Origin of the sequence: Mailhella massiliensis (genome assembly GCF_900155525.1) — a bacterium.
GTDB classification, from domain to species: Bacteria; Desulfobacterota; Desulfovibrionia; order Desulfovibrionales; family Desulfovibrionaceae; genus Mailhella; species Mailhella massiliensis.
The window spans coordinates 817,048-837,248 of record NZ_LT706951.1; the positions used below are offsets into that span (position 1 = coordinate 817,048).

Here is a 20,201-nt window from a genome sequence, read left to right on the forward strand (position 1 = left end):
CGGGCCTTTCCGGGCCGCAAGCCTCCGGCGGCGTCCGCCGCAGTCTTTCCGCGAAACATCCCCGTTCCGCTCCGCCTCGGAAGCCGTTTCGTTTCACACCTTCGACATGAGGGGGCCCCATGTTCACACATTCCCACGGCGACGCCATGTATGTCACGGCAAGCATCGCACTTGCCGCCATGATCGTCAGCTATGTCGCCATCCTTCTGCTGGGAAAGAAATTCAGGCAGGACATCCCCATTGCCGTCAACCTGTTCGTTTCCGTCGCCATAAGCGCCGTGGTCACGGGCTTCGGCATTCCGTTCCGCCATCTGTTTGAAGGGCCGGTCTGGTACATCTACATCAATCTCGTGATCTTCACCGGCATGATGTTCCTCACCTGTCTCAGGCAGGCGGGCAATCTGGACTGCATCGCCTACGACATCGTGACCACGTTCCGCAACAGGCCGACCATCATGTTCTGCCTCATCACCCTGCTGCTGTTCTTCCCCGGCATGGTCACGGGCGTAGGCACGGCCGCCGTGCTCAGCACAGGCATGGTCGCCATCACCATTCTGCGCATCTGCGGCATTCCCAATCTGAAAATAGCGGCCATCATCGCCATGGTCACGTCCATCGGCGCGGCCGCCCCGCCGGTCAACCTGCCGGCCATCATCATCGCAAGCGGCATCAACATGCCCTACGAGGGATTCGACCTTCTGCTTCTGGTCATGACGGTTCCGCTCGGACTGTTCACCATCTTCTTCCTGGGGTATCGCGACTTCCGCTCCCCGAGTCTGGAAGCCATCGAGGAAAAGCTCCCCCGGCCGGAACGCAAGAATTTCATCATGCCCTATGTGCCGCTCATCGTGGTGGTGGGCATCATGGTGCTCATCCGCGTCTTCCCCGGAGAATTTCCCGACATCGTCACTCCCATGGTCTTCGTCATCGGCACCTTCGTGACCATGTTCACGGGCAGGAAGTTCCGCTATGTGGACGCCTGCGCCGAAGCCCTGCGCGGCGGCGTGTTCTCCACCGTGGCGCTCATCTTCGTGGTCGGTTCCGTGGTACAGGTGACCACGCTCACCGGGGCCAAGGGACTGCTGGTTCTCGGCGCCATGGTGGTGGGTTCCATAGCCCCGGCGCTCATGTACCTCGCCATGGGCGTGAGCCTGCCCCTTCTGGGCGGCGTGCTCACCCATCTGGGCGCTTCGGTCATTCTGGGCATTCCCTTCACTCTGGCCATGGTAAGCAGCAATCAGATCGCCATCGTGGCGGGCTGCTCCATGCTCTGCGTGCTGGCCCAGGTCATTCCGCCCTCCGCCCTGGGCGGCTACTTCGCTCAGGAACTCACGCAGGAACCCTCCTATTCGCCCATTCTGAAGAAGAGCCTCATTCCCCTCATCGTGTGCGTGGTCTTCACCATGGCGGAACTCGTCTTCGCCAATCAGTTCGCCGCCTGGTTCGTGCCCTTCTAGCAAGCTGCCTCAGGAAAACGCCTGCTTCCGCAGAACGCGGCTTCCGCCTCCGGCAGACAAAGCGTTTTCTCCTGCGCTCCCCGGCGCTCATCATGGGGGCAGACCACCATCCGCAAGGAGTTCACTATGCCGCCACTGTATATCATCGTCATGGCCATGTACACCGTGCTCACCGCGTTCATACTGTACCTCGTCATCCGCAACACCCTGCGTTCCCGGAACGTCTGGGAACAGATTCTGGCCATATTCGTCATCGTTCCCTTTGCCATGCGGCTGTTTTTCATCAAGTAAGGGAGGCCGGCATGACCATCAACCACAGAAAGACGGGCTGGGCGGCCGTAGCCGTCTCCGTGCTCTTCAGCGTGCTGCTTACGCTGAACTATGTTCAGATGTGGAAGGACGACCTCATCATTCCCGGCCCGGGCGTCACGGAAGTGAAGTGGCTCAGCGACTATGAGCCTTCCCTCAGGGGCACGCTGGGCGACACCCGCGTCTTCATCATGGAAGGCCGGGAACCGGGCGCAACCTTCCTCGTGCTCGGCGGCACCCATGCCGACGAACCGGCGGGCTGGGGCGCGGCGCTCATCCTCGTGGAACACTGCACCGTGGCCAGGGGGCGCGTCATCGTCCTTCCCCAGTGCAGCAACACGGGCTTCACCCACAACTATCCGCAGGAAGCGCACCCTCAGTTCATCAGCTTCCCCCGTCCCGACGGTACGAAGCGCACGTTCCGTCACGGTTCGCGCACGGGCAACTCGGCCGAGCACTGGCCCGACCCGGAAGTCTTCATCCAGTATCCGCACAAGCAGAAGTATTCCGGCGAGGAATGCCGCAATCCCAACCGCGCCTATCCCGGCCGCCCGGACGGCACCTTCGCCGAGCGCGTGGCCTACGGCATCCAGCAGCTCAACCGGCAGGAAAAGGTGGACATGCAGATCGACCTGCATGAAGGCCAGCCCGAATATCCCTTCATCAACGCGCTGAGCGGCCACCCCCGCGCGCAGGATCTCGTGAGTCTCGCCGCGCTGGAAATGCAGATGTACGACCTCGACATCGGGGCCGAAGTCTCTCCGCCTTCCTTCCGCGGACTCAGCAATCTGGAAATGGGCGACCTCTTCCCCGAGCTCATGGCCATGACCTCCGAAACGGTCAACCCCACCCAGGGCAAGATACGCGGCATCACCGACGAATTCCTCCCCGTGGACGGCATCGACGCCTTCTACGACCGTGCGGCGGAACTCGGCTATCTCTTCGCCCCGTGGGAGGGCGGCAGCCCGCTCAAGAAGCGCATCGGCCGCAACATGCAGGAACTTCAGGCCCTGTGCGTGGCCCTCAGGGAAGTCACCGGCAAGGAAGTGGAGTTCGAACGCATTCCCTCCTACGAAGATCTCATGACCAACGGCGTGGGCTACTACTTCAATCCTCCGCCCGCAGAACCCGCGGACCCCGGCTTCCGCGCCCTGCCCGGCGTGTGGAGGCTGTTCACGCAATCCTGAGGCTTCTCCCCGTCCTTCCGGCGTGCCGGAGGGGCGGGTCCGACATCTTTAAAGCAAAGGTTGAAGTTTTCCCGACCGGAAAAACGCCGCTCCCAACTCCCCGGCAAGTTGCCGGGAACGCCCTTTTCTCCCCGCGGACCGTTTCTGCCGTGTTCCGCGCCTTTTCCTCCAGCGGAGGCTTCATGATCTTCTGGCTCTGTCTTCTTCTCGTTCTTGTGCCTCTTGTGGTGGAGGGGCGGCAGCTTTGCGCATGGCGCAGGCGCGTTCCCTGCCGTATTCATGTGCACGGCACGCGGGGCAAGAGCGCGGTGGTCCGCCGCACGGCCGCGCTTCTGCGCGAAAGGGGGCTGCGCGTTCTGGCAAAGACCACGGGAGACGCGCCGGAATACCTCCTTCCCGACGGTTCCACCGCTCCCGTGCGGCGCACAGGCCCGGCGAGCATACGCGAACACATACGCATCCTGCGCATGGCCTCGGCCATGAATGCGGATGTCGTCGTGGTGGAAGGCATGGCGCTGCAGAAGGAAAACGTGCTGACCTCCGAACAGATACTGCGCGCCACCTGCGCCGTCGTCACCAATCTGCGGCCGGACCATGAGGAAACCATGGGCCGCGGCCGCAAAGGCGTGCTGCGCACCCTCTCGCTCATGATTCCGCCGGGGGCAACGGTGTACACGGGGAACGAAACGGGCGCGCTTTCCCTGTCCGCCCATGCCGCGGCCAAGGGAGCGTGCTGCCGCATCGTTGACGCGCCTCTTTCCGCCCCCGCACAGCCCGAGGCTCTGGCCCGTGCCGCAGCGGACGACGTATGCCGTGCGCTCCGGCTTCCCGCCCCGGTCTTGCCTTTCCCCGGCGCCGCCCCGTCTTCCTGCGGCACCTCTCCCGGGCAGGCCCGGCCTCTGGCCGGTACGCCGGAAGACATGCCCGTTCTTTTTCTCGACCTCTTTTCCGTGAACGACGTCGCTTCCGCGCGCATGATGCTGGCGGCCCGCGAAAGAAAGGAAGCTGCCGGCCTTCTCCGCGCGGCGCTTCTCTGCACCCGTGCGGACAGACCCCTGCGCACCACGGCCTTCACGGCATGGCTTGTTCATGAAAGCTTCTTCGACGTCCTTGTTCCGGTGGGAAGCCATGCGCCCTGCGCACTCTGGTACGGCGCGCTTTCGGCAGGGCGTCCCTGCCCTGTTCCCCGTCCCGCCCTTGTCTCCGCAGGGCTGTGGAATGCCCCCCCGCCGGAAAAGCTTGTGGCCGACCTTATCCGCACGGCCCGGGAAAAAGGCCGCTTTGGCCTGTTCGTGACAGGCCTCGGCAACGCCCACGGCTACGCGGAACGATTCCGCGCGTGTTATGGAGGCCCCCCATGCTCATAGAATCCATCGCCACAGGTCTCGTGCTGGGCTTTTTCCTTTTTGAATGGACGGGCCTCGTGGCCGGGGGGCTCATCGCTCCGGGCTATTTCGCCCTTTCGCTGGAGCGGCCCGGCACCATAGCCCTGTGCCTCGGCGTAGCCCTCGGCACCATGCTCTGTATGCGCCTTCTCTCCCGCTTCTGCCTGCTCTACGGCCGCCGCCGCTTCATCCTCTGCGTACTCGTCGGCTTTGCCCTGCAGTGGACGCTGGGGGCCGCCGTCATGGGTACGGATGCGGCCCTCGGGCGGGTGGAAACCGTGGGGTACATCATTCCCGGGCTGGTGGCTCATGAAATGGACAGACAGGGCCCCTGCCTCACGCTTCTCGCCCTGCTTGCCCTCACCTGCGCGGTGAGACTCGTCATGGAAATGCTGGGTCGAATGCCGTACTAGCCGCAATTTCCCAAGCCGCCTGCGCGGCAAAACGGCCCGCCACGCCCGGAGCGCACGTCGCGGCCGCAGCATCTTCCCTCCGGCAGACAGGAGGCCTGCCATGTACCGTTTTCTTTCCCTTTTTCTTCAGCTTTCGGGTCCTCCGGCTCATGCTTCGCCCCCGCCGTGGAAAAAAACGCGCCTGCTGCTCTGCCTTGCCCTTGTTCTCTCCTGCCTGACCTGCGCTGTCCTGCTCATGCGCGATCCGTGGCGGCCCGACGAAGACGCCCTGCGCGCCTCGCGCCTCATGCGCCGGGGCATGGAGGCCGTCGGAGAACTGCGCGAAGAACTCGGCATCGCCGTAGACCCCGCGCTGGACCCGGCCCGTACCGGATTCATCGGCACGGACTACAGCGACCTCACCACCTCCATAGGGTTCCTGAGCGCCAAGCAGACCAGCCTCAACCCCGATTTTGCAGGCCTTGTCACCTTCTGGCTGAAGCAGGCGGACGTCACCAGGGGCGACATCGTGGCCGTCTGTCTCACCGGCTCCTTTCCCGCCCTCAATCTTGCCGCACTCAGCGCCTGCGAAACCCTCGGCCTGCAACCGGTGGTCTTCTCTTCCGTGGGCGCCTCCAACTACGGGGCCAACATTCCGGGCCTTACCTGGCTGGATATGGAACGCGAACTGACCGCGCGCGGCATACTTCACGTGCAGACAGGCTTTGCCTCTCTGGGAGGCATCATGGACGGCGACGGCGGTCTCGACGGCACGGGCTTCGCCCTCGGGGAAGAGGCCATACGCCGCCACGGCGCGGTCTCCATTCCCGAAAAAGGAGTGGAAGGCCTGGAAGAAGACATGAAGCGCCGCATGGCCATCTACTTTCAGAACGGCCCGCCCAGGGCCTTCATCAATGTAGGCGGGGGTGTGACCTCGCTCGGCTGGGTGAGCGAAGCCGCCCTGCTGGACAACGGTCTGCTCACGCGCGTGCCCGCCACAAAAAGCCCCCGGCGCGGCATCATCTTCCGCATGTACGAAAAAGGCATTCCCGTCATCCATCTCATCAACATCGAACGCCTGGCCGCCCGCTACGACCTGCCCGCCGCCCCCACGTCCGTACCCGACGGAAAAGACAGAGAGACCCGGCGCATGTTCCGCATCACAGGCACGCTGCTGCTCTTCGCCCTCTGGGGAGCTCTTGCCGTCTGCGCCCTTCTTCCGCGACGTCAAAAAACATGAGCCTCCCCCCGGAGAGGACGGCATCCCTCCCGCACGGCGGAGTCACGCCGAAAACGCATTGCCCGTCACGTTTCAACGCTGCACGGTATCCTCAAGCCACGTCTGCACGGCGTCCGGTTCCTTTTTCAGGATATTCTCCACAAGCAGGTTCACCTCTTCCCGCATGGGGTCCTCAGCCCCGGCTTCCTCGGCTTCCTGAAAAAACATTTTCAGAAGTTCGCACAAGATACCGCCTTTCGCCCTGTCCCAGTAAACGCGGGGCATATCCCAGAACCGCGCCATGGCCGAAAACGCCTCCCGGCAATGATGGCGGGCATAAAAACGGCACCATTCGGGAAAACCATGCAACGCTGTGAAAAGGTCGGGAAAGTTCCCCGCCGCCGTCAGTATCGCTTCCACAATATCGTACGGAACAAAAATAAAGCCCTGTTCCTGCCTGCTGAACAGCCGCATACCTTCGCTGATGATATTCCTGTCTTCCTTCCTGCAGGCCAGAATATCGCGTATGCCCGCAAAGCACATCTCCCGCAAAGGGTCGTCACCTGCGTTGAATACCAGCATCCGCATGCACTCCAGCCATACCCCGGCATGGTCGAGGGTGGAAAGCCGCCGCAGGTATTCCTCGCGCGGCATGCGCTGCAGAAGAAACGCCCATGTAAGAAGTTCCCCCAGTATTTCTGCGGAATCCTTCAGCGGCAGCGAACCCATGGCATCCACATAGTACATGGTCTTTTCATAGTCGACATCCACACTGTCGCACAGATAATCCAGGGCAAAATCCCAGATTTCCGCAGGGCCGGGAGCCACGGCCCGGTCGAACAGCGTCCAGCCCTCCTCGGCGGGCAGGCGCATAAAGGCCAGATGGCGCAGCAGTACGGACCGCGGACCGGGATGGGAATCGGCGGCAAAGGCAAAAAGGCAGTCGTTCAGCCACGGCGGCAGAGAAAGAGCTTTTTCCCGCAGGCGTACCGCCAGCGTGCACACGGCGGAAACCCAGCTTCCCCGGACGGCGTTTTCAAACTCTTCCAGCCTATCGCTTCCCTGCCCTGCGGAAAGCCTGTCCGTCCATGCAACCATGTGTTGCAAGCTCTCCGCCTCCTTTGCAGAAGAAACAAGGTAGATGCAGGCGTGCAGCACAGCATCCGCCGCAAACACCTGCACCTTGCGCTTTTCTCCCAGTGCCCCCATAGCCGTCAGCGCATCCCAGAGCCATTCCCGGGAAGGCGTCGAGGCCACGGGCCTTGCGCCGGAAATGGTGAGATTGCCGAACCTGCTCCAGGCATGCTGTGCCACGCCTTCCATGACGGCATCGGCAAAAAGGGGCGCAATATCCTCCGGCCATGTGCTCATGCGGGGCCAGAAGGCTTCCGGCTTTCTGCGCGCCGCGCTGGAAAGCGCTCGTGCCAGTTCCTCCGGCCCGCCCATGAAATGCCCGTCCACATATTCTCTGAGTCTGTCGTCCGTACCGGGAGCGGAATAATACCGGAGCAGGCGCAGAAGTTCTTCGTCGGAAAGTTCCAGCAGCGTATCCTCATCACAGGGAGACACTACAGTGCCGACGCGCATGGACTCTCCGTCCCCGGATGCAGCAGGGGCGGGTTCCTTCAGCTTTTCCAGAACGGCCACGCTCTCCGGCAGGCGGTACGGCGCGGGCACGGCGGCAAGGTAGAGTTTCCAGAACCATGCCGCACGGTCGGCATCAGGGGCCTCTCTCCCCAGAGCAATCAAATCACGCTGAAAGGCATCAAGCACGTCTTTCTCAAGATGCGGCGCGGCCTTTTGCAGCAAAAGAGCCAAAGGCTGCCGGAAATATACCCCGCACGGAGTCGCCTTGCCTATGTGCGAAAGCGCCTCCTGCACCAGACTCAGGTTGTTCTGCGGCTGCTCCAGAAGGCCGCACAGACATAGATAGCGTATGCCGAGTTCGTCCGAAGCCCAGAGCTTCGCGGCATGATCCTGCCACCACGGGCTGTTCTTCTCCGCATGATGTATGCAGGCCCGCACGACGGCCGAAAACAGCATGTCGAAGCCGTACTCTGCGCCGGGTACTTTTTTTCTGATGCAGTCATGGAAAAAATACCGCGTGCGGCCATCCATGAGAGTCATGCCTCCCTCACGGCTCCACTCCTCCATGGAGGCAATCGCCATGTCGAGCAGCACTTCCGAATCCCGCATTCTTCCCTCAAGAAAATCCCTGCGGTAAAAATCCGCCGTGCCGCATTCAAGCCTGAGGTTCCCCGCCATGCGCGCGTGCTTCACCTTACGGGTGATGAAACGCCATAAAAGGTCGTCGTTACCATTCTCGGCGTCGACCCATTGTGACAGCGGCCTGCCCAGCATCAGATGCGGAGCATCCCCCACAACGTCCATGAGCCGCTCGAAAAGCTCCCGCAGGCCGGGAACATTCCATTCGGAAACGTCGTTCAACCAGAAGACGGCAGCCCCCACAACGACGGCATCTTCCCTGCCTGTATCCAGCAGGTATCTCCACAGCCGGACGATTTCGGCAAGGTTCACGCCCTCGCGGTTCCCGCACCAGATTCCAAAGCGTACCAGGCTCCACCGGTCACGTTTCTCCTTCCACAGCGGCAGAAAATGGCGGCAGAGAAAGGCAAACCACCGCTCCGGCTCCGCCGCTTCCAGAAACGCAAAAAAAAGATGCTCATCCCTATTATTGGAAAGCAGGGAAGCATCCCTCTCTTCCGGCTCCACCTCGGCCATGGAAACAGCCAGAAGCCATTTGAAGTGGAACGCCGGTTCCGGCGAACGAAGCGCCTCGCGCACTTCGCGCCGAAAACGCGCGGAATCCCTCGCCCTCAGGGCAAAAAAGAACACCCGCACGGCGGCCCGCAGAGAGGGACGGGAGGACATGCCCGTAATGAACTCCAGCAGCGTTTTTCCGTTGCGCATGGCATGGCTTACGGCCAGCCAGTCCGTCCATGTCTGGTGTATGAACGTATAGCGGTGAATTTTCTCTTCCCAGAGCACCCCTTCGCTTTCACAGAAGCGGAGCTGCTCCTCCGTAAGATTCAGCTCATCCCGCCCCATGGAAAGCCGGTCTTGCTCAAGCATCCGCAGGGCGACATCTTCCAATTGCTCCCGGAGCGCGGGCCAGTCCGTACGTCTGCGGCCGAGCTGGCGCAGGTATTCCTCGGCAAGTTCCCAGGCCGTGACCGCATCGGAGCCGCCGCATTCCCGCCAGACGAAAAGAAACATCCCAAGCATACGCGGCAGGGAAATCAGCGCCTTCTGCTTCTCCGAAAGCCGGGCAATCTCCACCCCCATGCCTTCCAGCCAGGGCAGAACATCCTTCTCCACCTCAAGCGGCCCGGCCTCCACCTTCTTCCATGGGCGGAACATATCGAAATACGGGTCATAGTCGAAATCGAATTTCCGGCAGGCAGCCGTCACCGTCACATCCTTCAACGGGCGGAGCTGTTCCAGCACGACGCGCACAGGCCCGAAAAATTCTTCTCCGGCCATGGAAAGCACGTCCAGAGAATCCACCACAACCACCACCTTCCGCCGCTCCGCCATGCGGGCCACGGCATCGACGAAGGTTTCCGTCAGATTCCCGAGCTCCTCTCCTCCCAGGTCGCGCGCCTGCACAAATACGGGAAACAGGTCGGAACGCTCCTTCAGCGCATCCCACAAATCCAGCAGGATGCAGGTCTTGCCCGCTCCGGCCTCCCCGGTAAGAAGCGCATTTTGCCCTTCCTCCACAAGACGCAGCAGTTGCTGCGTCTCGCTGCGGAAAAAGCGCCGCCCTCCAATATCTCTGGGCCAGCTTGTTCCCCGCAGGGAATACTTTTCAACATACCGTTTCAGCTCTTCTTCACTGCGCAGGGGCGTGACGCGGCAGCCCGCCGTTGCCAGCGTATCCAGAAGGCTCTGCCGGGTAAGGTGAAACTTCTTTTCAGGAATACGGCGCCTTTTCTCAGCGTCGGCAGCATCCGTTCTTGCCGCCATGCGGCGGATTTTCTCCTTGATGGCGGCAAGAGCCGTATCTCCTCCGGCAACCTGCCGCCTGAGACGCAAAGGAATCTCTTTCTGAAGCTGTTCCAAAGAGATATTGCGAAATTCGAGCGCAAGGAAAAAACGCCGCAGGCGTTCCTCGTTCTGCTCCCCCACCGTCTGCCTGAAGTTCTCATACTCCCTTTTTGCCTTCGCGCTCATCAGCGAGAGAAACTCTCCGTCATTCTCCGCCATCCGGGCACACTCGATGATACCCGTCAGAACGGGAAAGGGGCTGGCAGAATAAAAAACAAAGCGCTGCCCGGCGGAAGCGCACAAAAACTGCTTCCATGCCTTGAGGAGATCTTCCCTCAGGGAAGAAAAGGTCCAGTTTCCATAGCCGGGGCTGTTGACCTTGCACTGGCAGAAGACGGCGTCACCGTTTTTATGGTGAACGACAATGTCATCCACAGGCACCTCTCTGCCCTGTGCATCAAAAAGCACCTCGCACTCAAGGCTCTGGATACTCTCGCCGTCAAGCATGTCCAGCGCCAGATTCACGGCCACAAGAACCTGATATTCATCTCCCCTGTTTGAATACATGCCGGCCCTGCTCATACGTCCCTCCATGGAAACATGAGGCAATGGTAAGAACGCCGGGCAGACATGGCAAGAAAAACTCGACGTATGTTTTCAGAGCCGCCGCCCCCCTACACCATGGCGGTAAAAAGGAACACGGCGTGCATGGAAGAGACAAGCGCCGTAAAGGCCCGCTCCGCGCGGCCGTCCGCGCCCTTTCCCAGAAAGGTCATACAGAGGCCCCCGCGGGGGCAGGCGTTGAGGCAGGCGCGGCACAGGGTGCAGGAAAGTCCGGGTCCGTGTTCCGCCGGACCTTTTTCCGTAAGCGCGCCGTAGCGGCAAAAGCGCGCGCAGGCTCCGCAGGAGGTGCAGGCCGCGGTGCGGCGCAGCCGCCAGGGCGAAAGCCTGCCCAGAAGACAGGCCAGAAGGCCCAGCGGGCAGATGGCGGTGCAATAGGCGGCCCAGCCCTTTTTCCGGCTTAGGAACGCGCTCACGGGCAGCATGGCAAGGCCGAGCGCCACGCCGCAGGCCACGGCCGCGGAAGCGGAAGCGCCGCGGGAAAGAAGAAGCGCCGCGCCGCACACCACGGCAAGGGAAAGGGCGCGCCGGCGAAGGGGGCCGGGGTGATGCGCGGGCCGCGCAAAGGAAGCGGCCCATGCATCCCACGAACCGAAATAGCACAGGTGGCTGCACCATGCGGAACCGGCCAGCAATACGGACACAAGAAAAAGCACGGGCATGAAGGAAAGCTCTCCCCGGTAGACAGCCCCGGCAACAATCACGCCCGGCACGGGAACATGCAGTTCCCCGCTCATGGAAAATACGGCCCATCCCGCCGCGGCAAGCAGCATCTGGCCGAAAAACACCACGGAAAACAGCCGCCACACCCGCATTCTGGCGCGGTATGCCCTTTTTCCGTCCGCAAGGAGTCCGCAGACAAAGGCGCTCCACAAACCGGCCGCAAAGGCCTGCGCCACCCCTGCCCCCGGCACGAAGCGCCCGGCAAGCAGAAGATGCGGCACATACCGCGCCATACAGTACAGCGGCACAAAGGCAAGCATGAAGGCCGCGCCCTGCATGAGGGCCTGCTCCCGCCCACGGCAGAACCACGCTCGGCCGTACGCGGAAAAAAGCATGCCTGCGGCAAGCGCCGTAAACGCGGCAACGCCAAGCAGTATGGCCGCAAGGCGCATCCACGGCGCTCCCACGGCAAGGCGCATCTGCACAAGCGCTTCCAGCGTAAAAAGCCACTCCACGCAGAAAAAAAACAGCGCCGCAGCGGAAAGAACGCGCATCCACGCCGCCCGGCCCAGACAGGCCGCCGCCCACAAAAGGCACAAGAGCGCCCCGTCCCCCCGGCCCGCGCGCCACAGGTGCGCCGCTCCCAGCAGAAGGGAAAGCGCCGTCGCCGCAAAACAAAGTACGCTTCCGATGCCCCGTTGTTGTTCTTCCATGGTCTTCCTCGCAGTCTTTCGGGAAAAGTCCGTTGTCCCGTCCGTCCGGGCTTACCTTGTTTTTCTCCGCCCTGCCGTGATTCTGGTCATATGCCGCGCCTCCCCGTGAAGGGCTTTTCCCCGCCGGGCCCGGCCTGCCGCCGCCGGAACATACAGGCGCGCGCCCGCGCAGGCAAGCCCCTCCTCCGCGCATCCGCCCTCCTGCAAAGCCGTGCCGCAGGCGCACGCAGGCTTCTTCAATGCGGCAGGGCGACCTTCCCAAAGGTATCCCTCCCGCACGGGCCTTCGCTGCGCACCCAAAGCCGCGGCCGCAGCCTTCGCCCCCCCGCGCAGAGCCTTCCCGGAAGGCACCTTCCGCCCGGCGAAGCCGCAAAAAAAAGCAAAAACGGTTCCATTCCCCGCCCACGCGGCTCTTCATGCTTCTCCCCGGCCCCGCTTTTCCGGCCTTGTGCCGCCATCCGGTTTTGCGGCCGTCTTCCGTTCTTCACGCCCCGCCTTTCCGCTCCCGCACAAAAACACGTCCCTGATATTCTTTCCCGTGTTTGTGATTCAAATCACATTATCTTTTTTCAGGCTCGCGTATAAAGGAAGTGCCGGAGTGTTTTTTAGCGGAAGGAGGAGACCCATGAAAGCATCCAGGCACGGACCATGGAAAATGCTGCTGGGGGGCACGGCGCTGGGAGCGGCGCTGGTGCTTCTGGCTGCGGCCGGAATGCAGTATTCCGATTCAAGACCTTTCTGTTCCACCTGTCACGTCATGAAGGAGGCGGCGCTCACGCACAGCCTCTCGCCTCATGCGGATCTTGCGTGCAACGAGTGCCACGCGCCCCACAGCCTTGTGGCCAAACTGCCCTTCAAGGCGCAGGAAGGCCTGCGCGACTTCGTGGCCAACCTTCAGGGCAAGGAAGCGCCGCTTCTTGCGCGGACGGAAACGCGGGACGTGGTGAACGCCAACTGCCGCGCCTGTCACGGCGTGACCAATGCGGATGTGATGATGGCCAAGCCCTACTGTGTGGACTGCCACCGGGGCATGGCGCACCAGAAGAAAATTCCTGTCAGCTTCAGGGAGGCGGCTGATGAATAAGACAACGATGCTCACGACGGGCGCGGTACTTGTGTGTTCCCTTTTTCTTGCAGGCTGTGAAGACGACACCTGTGTGGTGAAGACGCCCATCTACGACAGCGGCCTTCCCGCCAATACGCTGAAGGCTTCGGAATTTGAAAAGGCCTTCCCGCTGCAGTACGCGTCCTACCGGCAGAACGACGAATCGTCGGTGATGACGGAATACAAGGGTTCGGTGAACTTCCGCAAGAACGACGGCGTGAATCCTCTTCCCAAGGGATTCAAGGCGGCCCAGCCGTACCTGAAGAATCTGTGGCTGGGGTATCCCTTCATGTATGAATACAACGAGGCGCGCGGCCATACCTACGCGGTGAAGGACATTCTGGACATCGACCGCATCAACCGCTACGCGCCGGACGGCAAGGGCAACATGCCCGCCACCTGCTGGAACTGCAAGGTGCCGAACATTTCGCAGTGGGTGGCCGCGGAAGGCGACGGCGTGTGGAGCCGCGACTTCAACGAATACCGCACGAAGGTGGACGTGATGAACGAAAGCATCAGCTGCGCCACCTGCCACGACACCACGAACATGGAGCTTCAGCTCTACTCCATCCCGCTCAAGGACTGGCTTGCCCGAAGCGGCAAGGACTGGGCAACGCTCTCGCGCAACGAAAAGCGCAGCCTGGTGTGCGGCCAGTGCCATGTGGAATACTACTTCACCCACAAGGACAACGGCCCTGCGGGCAAGCCCGTGTTCCCGTGGGACAACGGCTTCGACCCGGAAGACATGTATGAATACTACAACACCCACGGCGCGAACAACGGCCCGTTCACGGATTTCGTGCATGCGGTGTCGGGCGTGAACATCATCAAGGCGCAGCACCCCGAATACGAAACCTGGCAGAACGGCCCCCACGGCGCTGCGGGCGTTTCCTGTGCGGACTGCCACATGCCCTACAAGAAGCAGGACGGCAAGAAGTACTCCAGCCACTGGTGGACCTCGCCGCTCAAGGACCCGGAACTTACGGCCTGCCGCACCTGCCATTCGGACAAGACGCCGGAATTTCTGCGTTCCCGCGTGCACGACATTCAGGAAAAGACCTACCGCCAGCTTCTCAAGGCGCAGGAAAGAAGCGTGAAGGCACACGAGGCCGTGCGCCTTGCCAACGAGTTTGAAGGCGAAAGAAACTCCCGCTACGAGGAACTCATGGCCATGGCGCGGGAGAACGTGCGCAAGGGCCAGTTCTTCTGGGATCTCATTTCCGCGGAAAACAGCGTGGGCTTCCACAACCCTGCCAAGGCTCTCGACACGCTCATGAGCTCCACGGAATACAGCCAGAAGGCCATCGACCTGTGCCTTGAGGCCACCAACGCCCATATCGCCGCAAACCTCGCGGGCGACATCAAGGACATCGTGCCGCCCATTCTGGAGCTCAGCCGCAAGCTCCAGCAGGACCCGGAATACATGAAGAGCCACAAGTGGCTTACCTACCTGCCCGTGCTTCCCGAAGCGGAACAGGTGTGGGAAGGCAACAGGCGGATTCGGTAACATCCTCCCCGGGCGGGACTCTCCCGCCCGGAATTCCTGCCCGGCAGCGTAAACGCGCCCCGCCGGGCCCGAAATCATCCTCCAGGGGCGCCGTCCCTCGCCCCATCCCCTCGAAGCAGGCGCTTTTTGCGGAAAGCGCCTGCTTTTTCGTCTGCTGATGCCGAACTTCCCGGCAAGGCGCAGGCTCAAACCTGTTTCACGCTGCCTTGACGCAGGGGGCATATTCACTTTCGGAGCGCGACATCCTGCTGCCATGGAGGGAGAGGCGCTTTTGCGGAACGCTCCCGCCGCCAGATCCGCCCGTTATCCCCCCCTCGTCACACTTCGCCCGGCCCTTCAGGCATACACTTTTCGTACAAACATTCCCTGTATCCGCAGCCTTTTCCCTTATGTCGACAAAAAAACTCTCCCGCATCCGAAGACCTCAGAATTTTTCTTTCACAAAAAAAACAATAACACTCTGATTATATTTACTGTTCAATCATTGAACATCTTCTGCATCCCTTGTTGCAGGCATGTCGCAGTTAAAGACTATTGACGCAAAAATACCATGAAGATACCTTATTTCCATAACCTGTGGAAGGAGAAGTGCCATGAAAGACAAGCCATGGGAACAACGCAGAAGCCCCAATATCCGTCGTGAACACGAATCCCGTTCTGAATGGGAACGGGATTTTGCGCGCATCATTCACAGCCCTTCCTTCCGCCGCCTTCAGGGAAAAACGCAGGTGCTCGGCATGGGCGACAGCGACTTTTACCGCACAAGGCTGACCCATTCCATGGAAGTGGCGCAGGTAAGCGCGGCGCTCGTCTCCAACCTCAAAAAAAGAATCCGCGAAAAAGACAGATTCCCCCTTTGCGAAGTCACGAATATTCCGTCTCTTATCGTGTATGTTCTCCTGCCGGATGCCCATCTGAGCAGCGCCATAGGCCTGGCGCACGATCTGGGGCACCCCCCTTACGGCCACGGGGGAGAAGTGGCCCTGAACTACTGCATGAGAAAGCACGGCGGCTTTGAAGGAAACGGGCAGACGCTGCGCATCCTTTCCCGCCTGGAAAAATACGTCGAGGGCTACGGCCTCAACCCCACGCGCAGGCTGCTGCTCGGCGTTCTGAAATATCCTGTTGCCTATAGTAAGGTTTTGAAATTCAAGAATACACGTTATCCGAAACCACACTCTTCCCTGCCGTGGCTCATTAAAAGAAAGGATTATATACCGCCGAAGTGTTATCTTGACACGGAATCGAAGGTGGTTTCCTGGGTTCTCAAGCCCATCCCGAAAGAGGAAAGACAACTGTTCTGCACCCCGTACATGAAGGGCAACAAGATACACTACCACATGTCCCTCGACGCCTCCCTTATGGAGATAGCCGACGACATCTGCTACAGCGTGCACGACCTTGAAGATGCCATTGCCCTCGGCCTCGTCACACAGGAAAAGTTCGAGCGCATCATGGAGGAAAACGGGTGCACGCGGGAGTTTCTGCATGAGCTTGACCGGGAACTTAGGGAAATCTTCCAACGCGACGACCTGGAAGCCATGGAAGACACCCTGCACGGCCTTTTCAACGCGGATACCTGCGTGCGCAAGGAAAAAATAGGGCGGCTGATCCACCTTTTCATCAGCGCCTGCCGCCTGAAGGAAAAAAAAGATTTCACCTCCCCTCTGCTCCGCCTCAATGCGGAACTGCCCGAGCCCTTTGCCACCCTGCAAAAGGCACTCGGCAAGGTGGTGATGGACCTTGTCATCACATCGCCCGGCGTGCAGCAGCTGGAATTCAAGGGGCAGCGCATTGTCATCGAGCTTTTTGAAGCGCTCTCCACCGACCCGGAGCGCTTTCTGCCGGAAAGCACAAAGAACACCTACCTCGATGCCGACGGCGAAGAAGCGAAAATGCGCGTCATCTGCGACTATGTGGCGGGCATGACGGACGAATATGCCGCCAAGGTGTACGAACGCATCTTCTGCCCGCACCGCGGCTCGGTGTTCGACAGGCTCTGATGCCCCCACAGGGAAAGCCCCTGTGTGCTCTCCGCCCTGCATCATGCCCCGGGGGCCTGCCGCCCCCGGGGCACAGGTTCAAGCCACGTTGGGCACATGAGCTCTGAACCCGTAAAAACGACCTGCGGAATTGCCGTGCTCCACAGTGCCCTGCCATGACTCATGGCTCACATAGCGCACCTCCAAGGAAATTCCCCGCTTCCCGCATTCGGCCGCCAGCTCCTCATACGCCGCAGAAGGGCGATTTCTCTCCGCTAGGAATGATTCATCCGTCCCTTCCGGGGGCATGTACAGGATAACCTTTTCCAGAGCCCTGACGAAATCAAGCCTCCCCTGCTGCCGCAGCATGATGTGCTCATTTTCAGGCCACGGCGCAAAAAGGAAAAGACCTTTCTCCTGCCGGATGGACGCCACGTCGGGAAAATATCTCTGATCCTCCGGACCATTCCTCCAATATGCAGGGTTGCTTCTGCTCACGGCAAGGTTGCCCCGCCCCAGAAGCACCCGCGTATCGTACTGGAACACCACAGGCCCGTAAAAACATGTTGTTTTAATTTCCCAAATATTTTCTACGTCAAAGAAAATATCGTTATACACACCAAACTGCTTATCCGTCGTATCAGTCTTCTGCAAGGTCTGATAGCATGTAGCCGGGTGATCTTCCACATACTGCCGGGACAACAATCCGCCGTTGCGCAGAAAGGAAAGAGAAGTGGCCACCGTGTTTGCATGAAAGATACTGTTTTTTCCGTACTGCCGGAGCAGCTCCACAAGTTCGTTCCCATCAATCATCGTAGTTCTCCTTTGAGAGAAAAATATTTTTAAGCAAAATAATGCCCCCTCGGCATCCGTCAAGGGGGCATTCATGGAAAAATGGCAATTTTTCTTCGTCACGCGCCTTTAATCGGCATCATATATATGTATGGATGAATTTAACATGTACAATTACACTGTTCATTTTTCTATATACGATATGTTTTTTATCAACATCTGATTAACAAAAAACAATCAAACATGTGTGATGATAAACATCATATTCTTATCATCGTCATGTTTTTACCATTTTCTTAAGGATGCCTGCGGCGATGAGGCTCGTGAACTGCCCGAGCAGCACGACCGCCTTTTCCCTGTCGAAGCAAAGAAAGCCCAGTTCCATGTTGCAGCTCACGGCGTGTTCCGTAAGGTTGGCGCTGCTGATGAAAAAGGCCTTTTCCGTGACTACGCACTTGGCGTGCATGACGGGGTGCATCCCCGGGGCATGGCTTTCCCGCTTTTCCTTCGGCCAGTGGTAAAAACGCGCCCCCGTGAGGGAAGAAAACGCTTCCGAGGCATCGACATTCAGCCTGCCCTCGGAATCATCCTCCGTTTCCAGAACAAAGCGCGTCCGTACGCCCCGGTCTACGGCCTTCTGCACGGCGCAAAGCAGCGAAGGAACCCTGTAGGCGGCAAAACTCACGAGCAGAAGTTCCTCCTCCGCCCCCTGCACCAGGTCCAGAATGACCTGTTCCGTCTTTCTGGCTTCCAGCACAGCGGAAGGCCCGGACCATACGAAGCTCGACCGGCGGGACTCCTCCCTGCGGCAGAAGTGCGCGCCCATGCGCAGGGCGGCGGCAAGCTCCTCGCAGGATGAGTCCCGGAGAAGCTCCGCAAATCTCCTTGCGACATCGGCATTCAGGCCGAGCTTTTTCTGAAGAGAGGCGGCGTTCTCATGCCCCTCCTCCAGCGCCCGGGCCAAAGCGTCGAGCAGCTCAGGAGGCGTGGATATGCAGAACTTGCCCGCTTTGGCGGCCAGGGCTTCATTCATCCCACTTCTCCCAGTATCCCATCACGTTGTCGCGGGTGGCAAACGTGCTGACAAGGACGTTCCTGTCCAGATAGCGGTTGCCGCACTCGCAGGAGGTTTCGGGGCTGAAAAGGCAGGCATGGCAGCTTGCGCCGTGTATGCTGCGGCCGTCGGCCTCCGGCCTGCGTTCCGCACACAAGGGGTCAGCCGTGCACAGGCGCATGCTTTCCATGGCCTGCTGAATGTACCTGCCGAGTATGTCCGGCTTTCCCAGCGAAACCAGCCCGCCGAGCGTGCCTTCGCTGTCGGAGGCGGCGGTATAGAGCAGCACGCCCGCCATGGGCCCGCCTTCCATGTCCGCCGTGCGGCAGTAGAGCCTTTCCCTGATGCTGGCGGCGGTATAGCCGCAGTCGAGCACGATCTGCTGCATCAGCGCATGAGAGAAGGAATGCAGCAGCACGAAGCGGATGCCGGGGTAGCCTTCGTTCACGTTTTCATAATGCCGGCTCTTCCTCCATGCCTGATGCGCCCGGAAGAAAAGCTCGTTGTGGGCCTGCACCTTCGGATTGCTTTCCCATGCCTGAAGCCTGTCTTCCCTGAAGCGGAGGAAAATCCCCTCCCCATGGCTTTCATAGGCGGGCAGCCAGCGGGCAGGCTCGCGCGTGAGCGGAACCGTGGTCAGCGGCCTCACGATGCCGAGGTCCAGTTCCTGCTGGGTGGAAAGCCGGGTAAAGCCGTACATGGCCCGCACCTCCGTCAGCCGGGGTACAAGGGTGGTTTTTTCAAAATAGCGCCCGCAGTTCGTCGGCGCATCCACAACCTTCACTTCCAGCGTATGGGAAGCCTCCACGGGCGTCGTTCCCGTAAGGATGTTCCATTCCGGGAGCTTGATGTCGCTTTCTATCTGCGCGACATCCTTTTTCTGCTGCTGGGCATTCCGTACCTCCTCAATGGTCCGCAGTATGTCCGACACGGCAAAGGCGGCAAGCTCGGGGTGCCTGTTCGGCTTGGAAAGCCAGACTATGGCGCCCTCGTCCGCATCCTGCAGATCTTCCCAGTGTTTTTTGACCAGCGCTTCCAGCTCGCTCTTGTTGTCGGGAATGGAAAGCACGCTCAAAGACTGCGGAAACCACAGGTTCGACGCGCCGAGCGTTATGAGGGAAGGCCTTTCCGAACAGGGCCGCGCCGCTTTTCTGCGAAGGTGCGGGTGCAGCCCCCTGCAGGCATAACCGCCCCGGTGCAGCTTGTCGAAAAGGCTGGTGAGAGGCTTTTTTGCACCGCAGTTGTCGCACCGTATCCAGATGTCATCCGTACTGCCGACAACGCCGAATTCCGACATGTAAAGCCTGGGTTCGGCACATTCCTTGCCGTCGTGCACGAAGTCGCTCCACGGCACGTCGTACATGTGTCCATTGGAGCAGGCGAAAAGAAAACGCACGGGCACGGCTCGCGGAGCCTGACGGCCCCTGCTTTCCCGGCAGGTGGCATGAACGAAGCGCACAGGCTGAAACATGCGCTCCACTTTCGTGAACACTCCTCCCTCCAGCGGGGCCATGTAGCCGCAGGCGGTGCAGCGCATCCAGCGGGGAAAGGGGGCGACGGGCACGCCCGTGCCCTCATCGCCGTTTTCCGGCTGAACCGGGGGAAGGCGCAGCTCCTCCACCTGCTGGCCCACGCACTGACGCACGGCGGAAAGAAGGCGGTTTTCCACAATAAGGGGACACTTTGCCTTGTCCCAGTCGTCCAGCCCCATGACCAGAGCGGAAAACTGGGGAAGGTCAACAATGGAGCCCACGCCGTAGGAAAACATGAGCTGACTGGGACGGATTTCACCTACACAAGCCAT

The 20,201-nt window shown here is 60.5% G+C and carries 14 protein-coding genes; 9 read left to right on the forward strand and 5 right to left on the reverse strand.

Annotated features, from left to right (window positions below; genetic code table 11):
* The first annotated feature begins 119 nt into the window (after positions 1 to 119).
* From CZ345_RS09360 to pgsW, 6 genes are all read left to right on the forward strand, one after another.
* Positions 120 to 1,457 carry a hypothetical protein gene (locus tag CZ345_RS09360; protein ID WP_077072861.1) on the forward strand — a complete coding sequence of 446 codons (1,338 nt, stop codon included), beginning with the start codon at positions 120 to 122 and terminating at the stop codon, positions 1,455 to 1,457.
* 126 nt (positions 1,458 to 1,583) lie between these two features.
* On the forward strand, positions 1,584 to 1,748 hold the full coding sequence (locus CZ345_RS16895) for a hypothetical protein (RefSeq protein WP_154674809.1): 165 nt from the start codon (positions 1,584 to 1,586) through the stop codon (positions 1,746 to 1,748).
* Between the two features lie 11 nt (positions 1,749 to 1,759).
* On the forward strand, positions 1,760 to 2,953 hold the full coding sequence (locus CZ345_RS09365) for a succinylglutamate desuccinylase/aspartoacylase family protein (protein WP_077072862.1): 1,194 nt from the start codon (positions 1,760 to 1,762) through the stop codon (positions 2,951 to 2,953).
* A gap of 182 nt (positions 2,954 to 3,135) precedes the next feature.
* Positions 3,136 to 4,320, forward strand: coding sequence for a Mur ligase family protein (locus CZ345_RS09370; RefSeq protein WP_144277306.1), 1,185 nt, complete (start codon positions 3,136 to 3,138; stop codon positions 4,318 to 4,320).
* On the forward strand, positions 4,311 to 4,751 hold the full coding sequence (gene pgsC / locus CZ345_RS09375; RefSeq protein ID WP_077072864.1) for a poly-gamma-glutamate biosynthesis protein PgsC: 441 nt from the start codon (positions 4,311 to 4,313) through the stop codon (positions 4,749 to 4,751). The genes CZ345_RS09370 and pgsC overlap by 10 nt, the downstream gene beginning before the upstream one ends.
* A gap of 100 nt (positions 4,752 to 4,851) precedes the next feature.
* Positions 4,852 to 5,970: a poly-gamma-glutamate system protein gene (pgsW, locus tag CZ345_RS09380; protein WP_077072865.1), complete on the forward strand. Its 1,119-nt coding sequence runs from the start codon at positions 4,852 to 4,854 to the stop codon at positions 5,968 to 5,970.
* Positions 5,971 to 6,042: 72 nt separating this feature from the next.
* Here the strand turns inward: pgsW and CZ345_RS09385 are convergent, their stop codons facing one another.
* Both CZ345_RS09385 and CZ345_RS09390 read right to left on the reverse strand, forming a co-directional pair.
* Complete coding sequence (locus CZ345_RS09385) at positions 6,043 to 10,542, reverse strand: hypothetical protein (RefSeq protein WP_077072866.1); 4,500 nt, start codon at positions 10,540 to 10,542, stop codon at positions 6,043 to 6,045.
* 92 nt (positions 10,543 to 10,634) lie between these two features.
* The gene (locus CZ345_RS09390; protein WP_077072867.1) at positions 10,635 to 11,957 is read right to left on the reverse strand and encodes a 4Fe-4S binding protein; all 1,323 of its coding nucleotides are present in this window, start codon (positions 11,955 to 11,957) and stop codon (positions 10,635 to 10,637) included.
* Positions 11,958 to 12,582: 625 nt separating this feature from the next.
* Here CZ345_RS09390 and CZ345_RS09400 point away from each other — a divergent pair.
* The 3 genes from CZ345_RS09400 to CZ345_RS09410 all read left to right on the forward strand — a co-directional run bounded on the left by CZ345_RS09400 (position 12,583) and on the right by CZ345_RS09410 (position 16,572).
* Positions 12,583 to 13,041, forward strand: a complete 459-nt coding sequence (locus CZ345_RS09400) for a cytochrome c3 family protein (RefSeq protein WP_077072869.1) — start codon at positions 12,583 to 12,585, stop codon at positions 13,039 to 13,041.
* The gene (locus CZ345_RS09405) at positions 13,034 to 14,569 is read left to right on the forward strand and encodes an ammonia-forming cytochrome c nitrite reductase subunit c552 (protein ID WP_077072870.1); all 1,536 of its coding nucleotides are present in this window, start codon (positions 13,034 to 13,036) and stop codon (positions 14,567 to 14,569) included. The genes CZ345_RS09400 and CZ345_RS09405 overlap by 8 nt, the downstream gene beginning before the upstream one ends.
* Positions 14,570 to 15,162: 593 nt before the next feature.
* Positions 15,163 to 16,572: an anti-phage deoxyguanosine triphosphatase gene (locus tag CZ345_RS09410; RefSeq protein ID WP_077072871.1), complete on the forward strand. Its 1,410-nt coding sequence runs from the start codon at positions 15,163 to 15,165 to the stop codon at positions 16,570 to 16,572.
* Positions 16,573 to 16,650: 78 nt separating this feature from the next.
* Here the strand turns inward: CZ345_RS09410 and CZ345_RS09415 are convergent, their stop codons facing one another.
* The 3 genes from CZ345_RS09415 to drmB form a co-directional block, all read right to left on the reverse strand.
* A complete protein-coding gene (locus CZ345_RS09415; RefSeq protein WP_144277307.1) occupies positions 16,651 to 17,466 on the reverse strand; it encodes a hypothetical protein in 816 nt (271 codons plus the stop codon).
* Positions 17,467 to 17,620: 154 nt separating this feature from the next.
* The gene (gene drmC, locus CZ345_RS09420; protein WP_077072873.1) at positions 17,621 to 18,376 is read right to left on the reverse strand and encodes a DISARM system phospholipase D-like protein DrmC; all 756 of its coding nucleotides are present in this window, start codon (positions 18,374 to 18,376) and stop codon (positions 17,621 to 17,623) included.
* Positions 18,369 to 20,201: a DUF1998 domain-containing protein gene (gene drmB, locus CZ345_RS09425; protein ID WP_077072874.1), complete on the reverse strand. Its 1,833-nt coding sequence runs from the start codon at positions 20,199 to 20,201 to the stop codon at positions 18,369 to 18,371. The genes drmC and drmB overlap by 8 nt, the downstream gene beginning before the upstream one ends.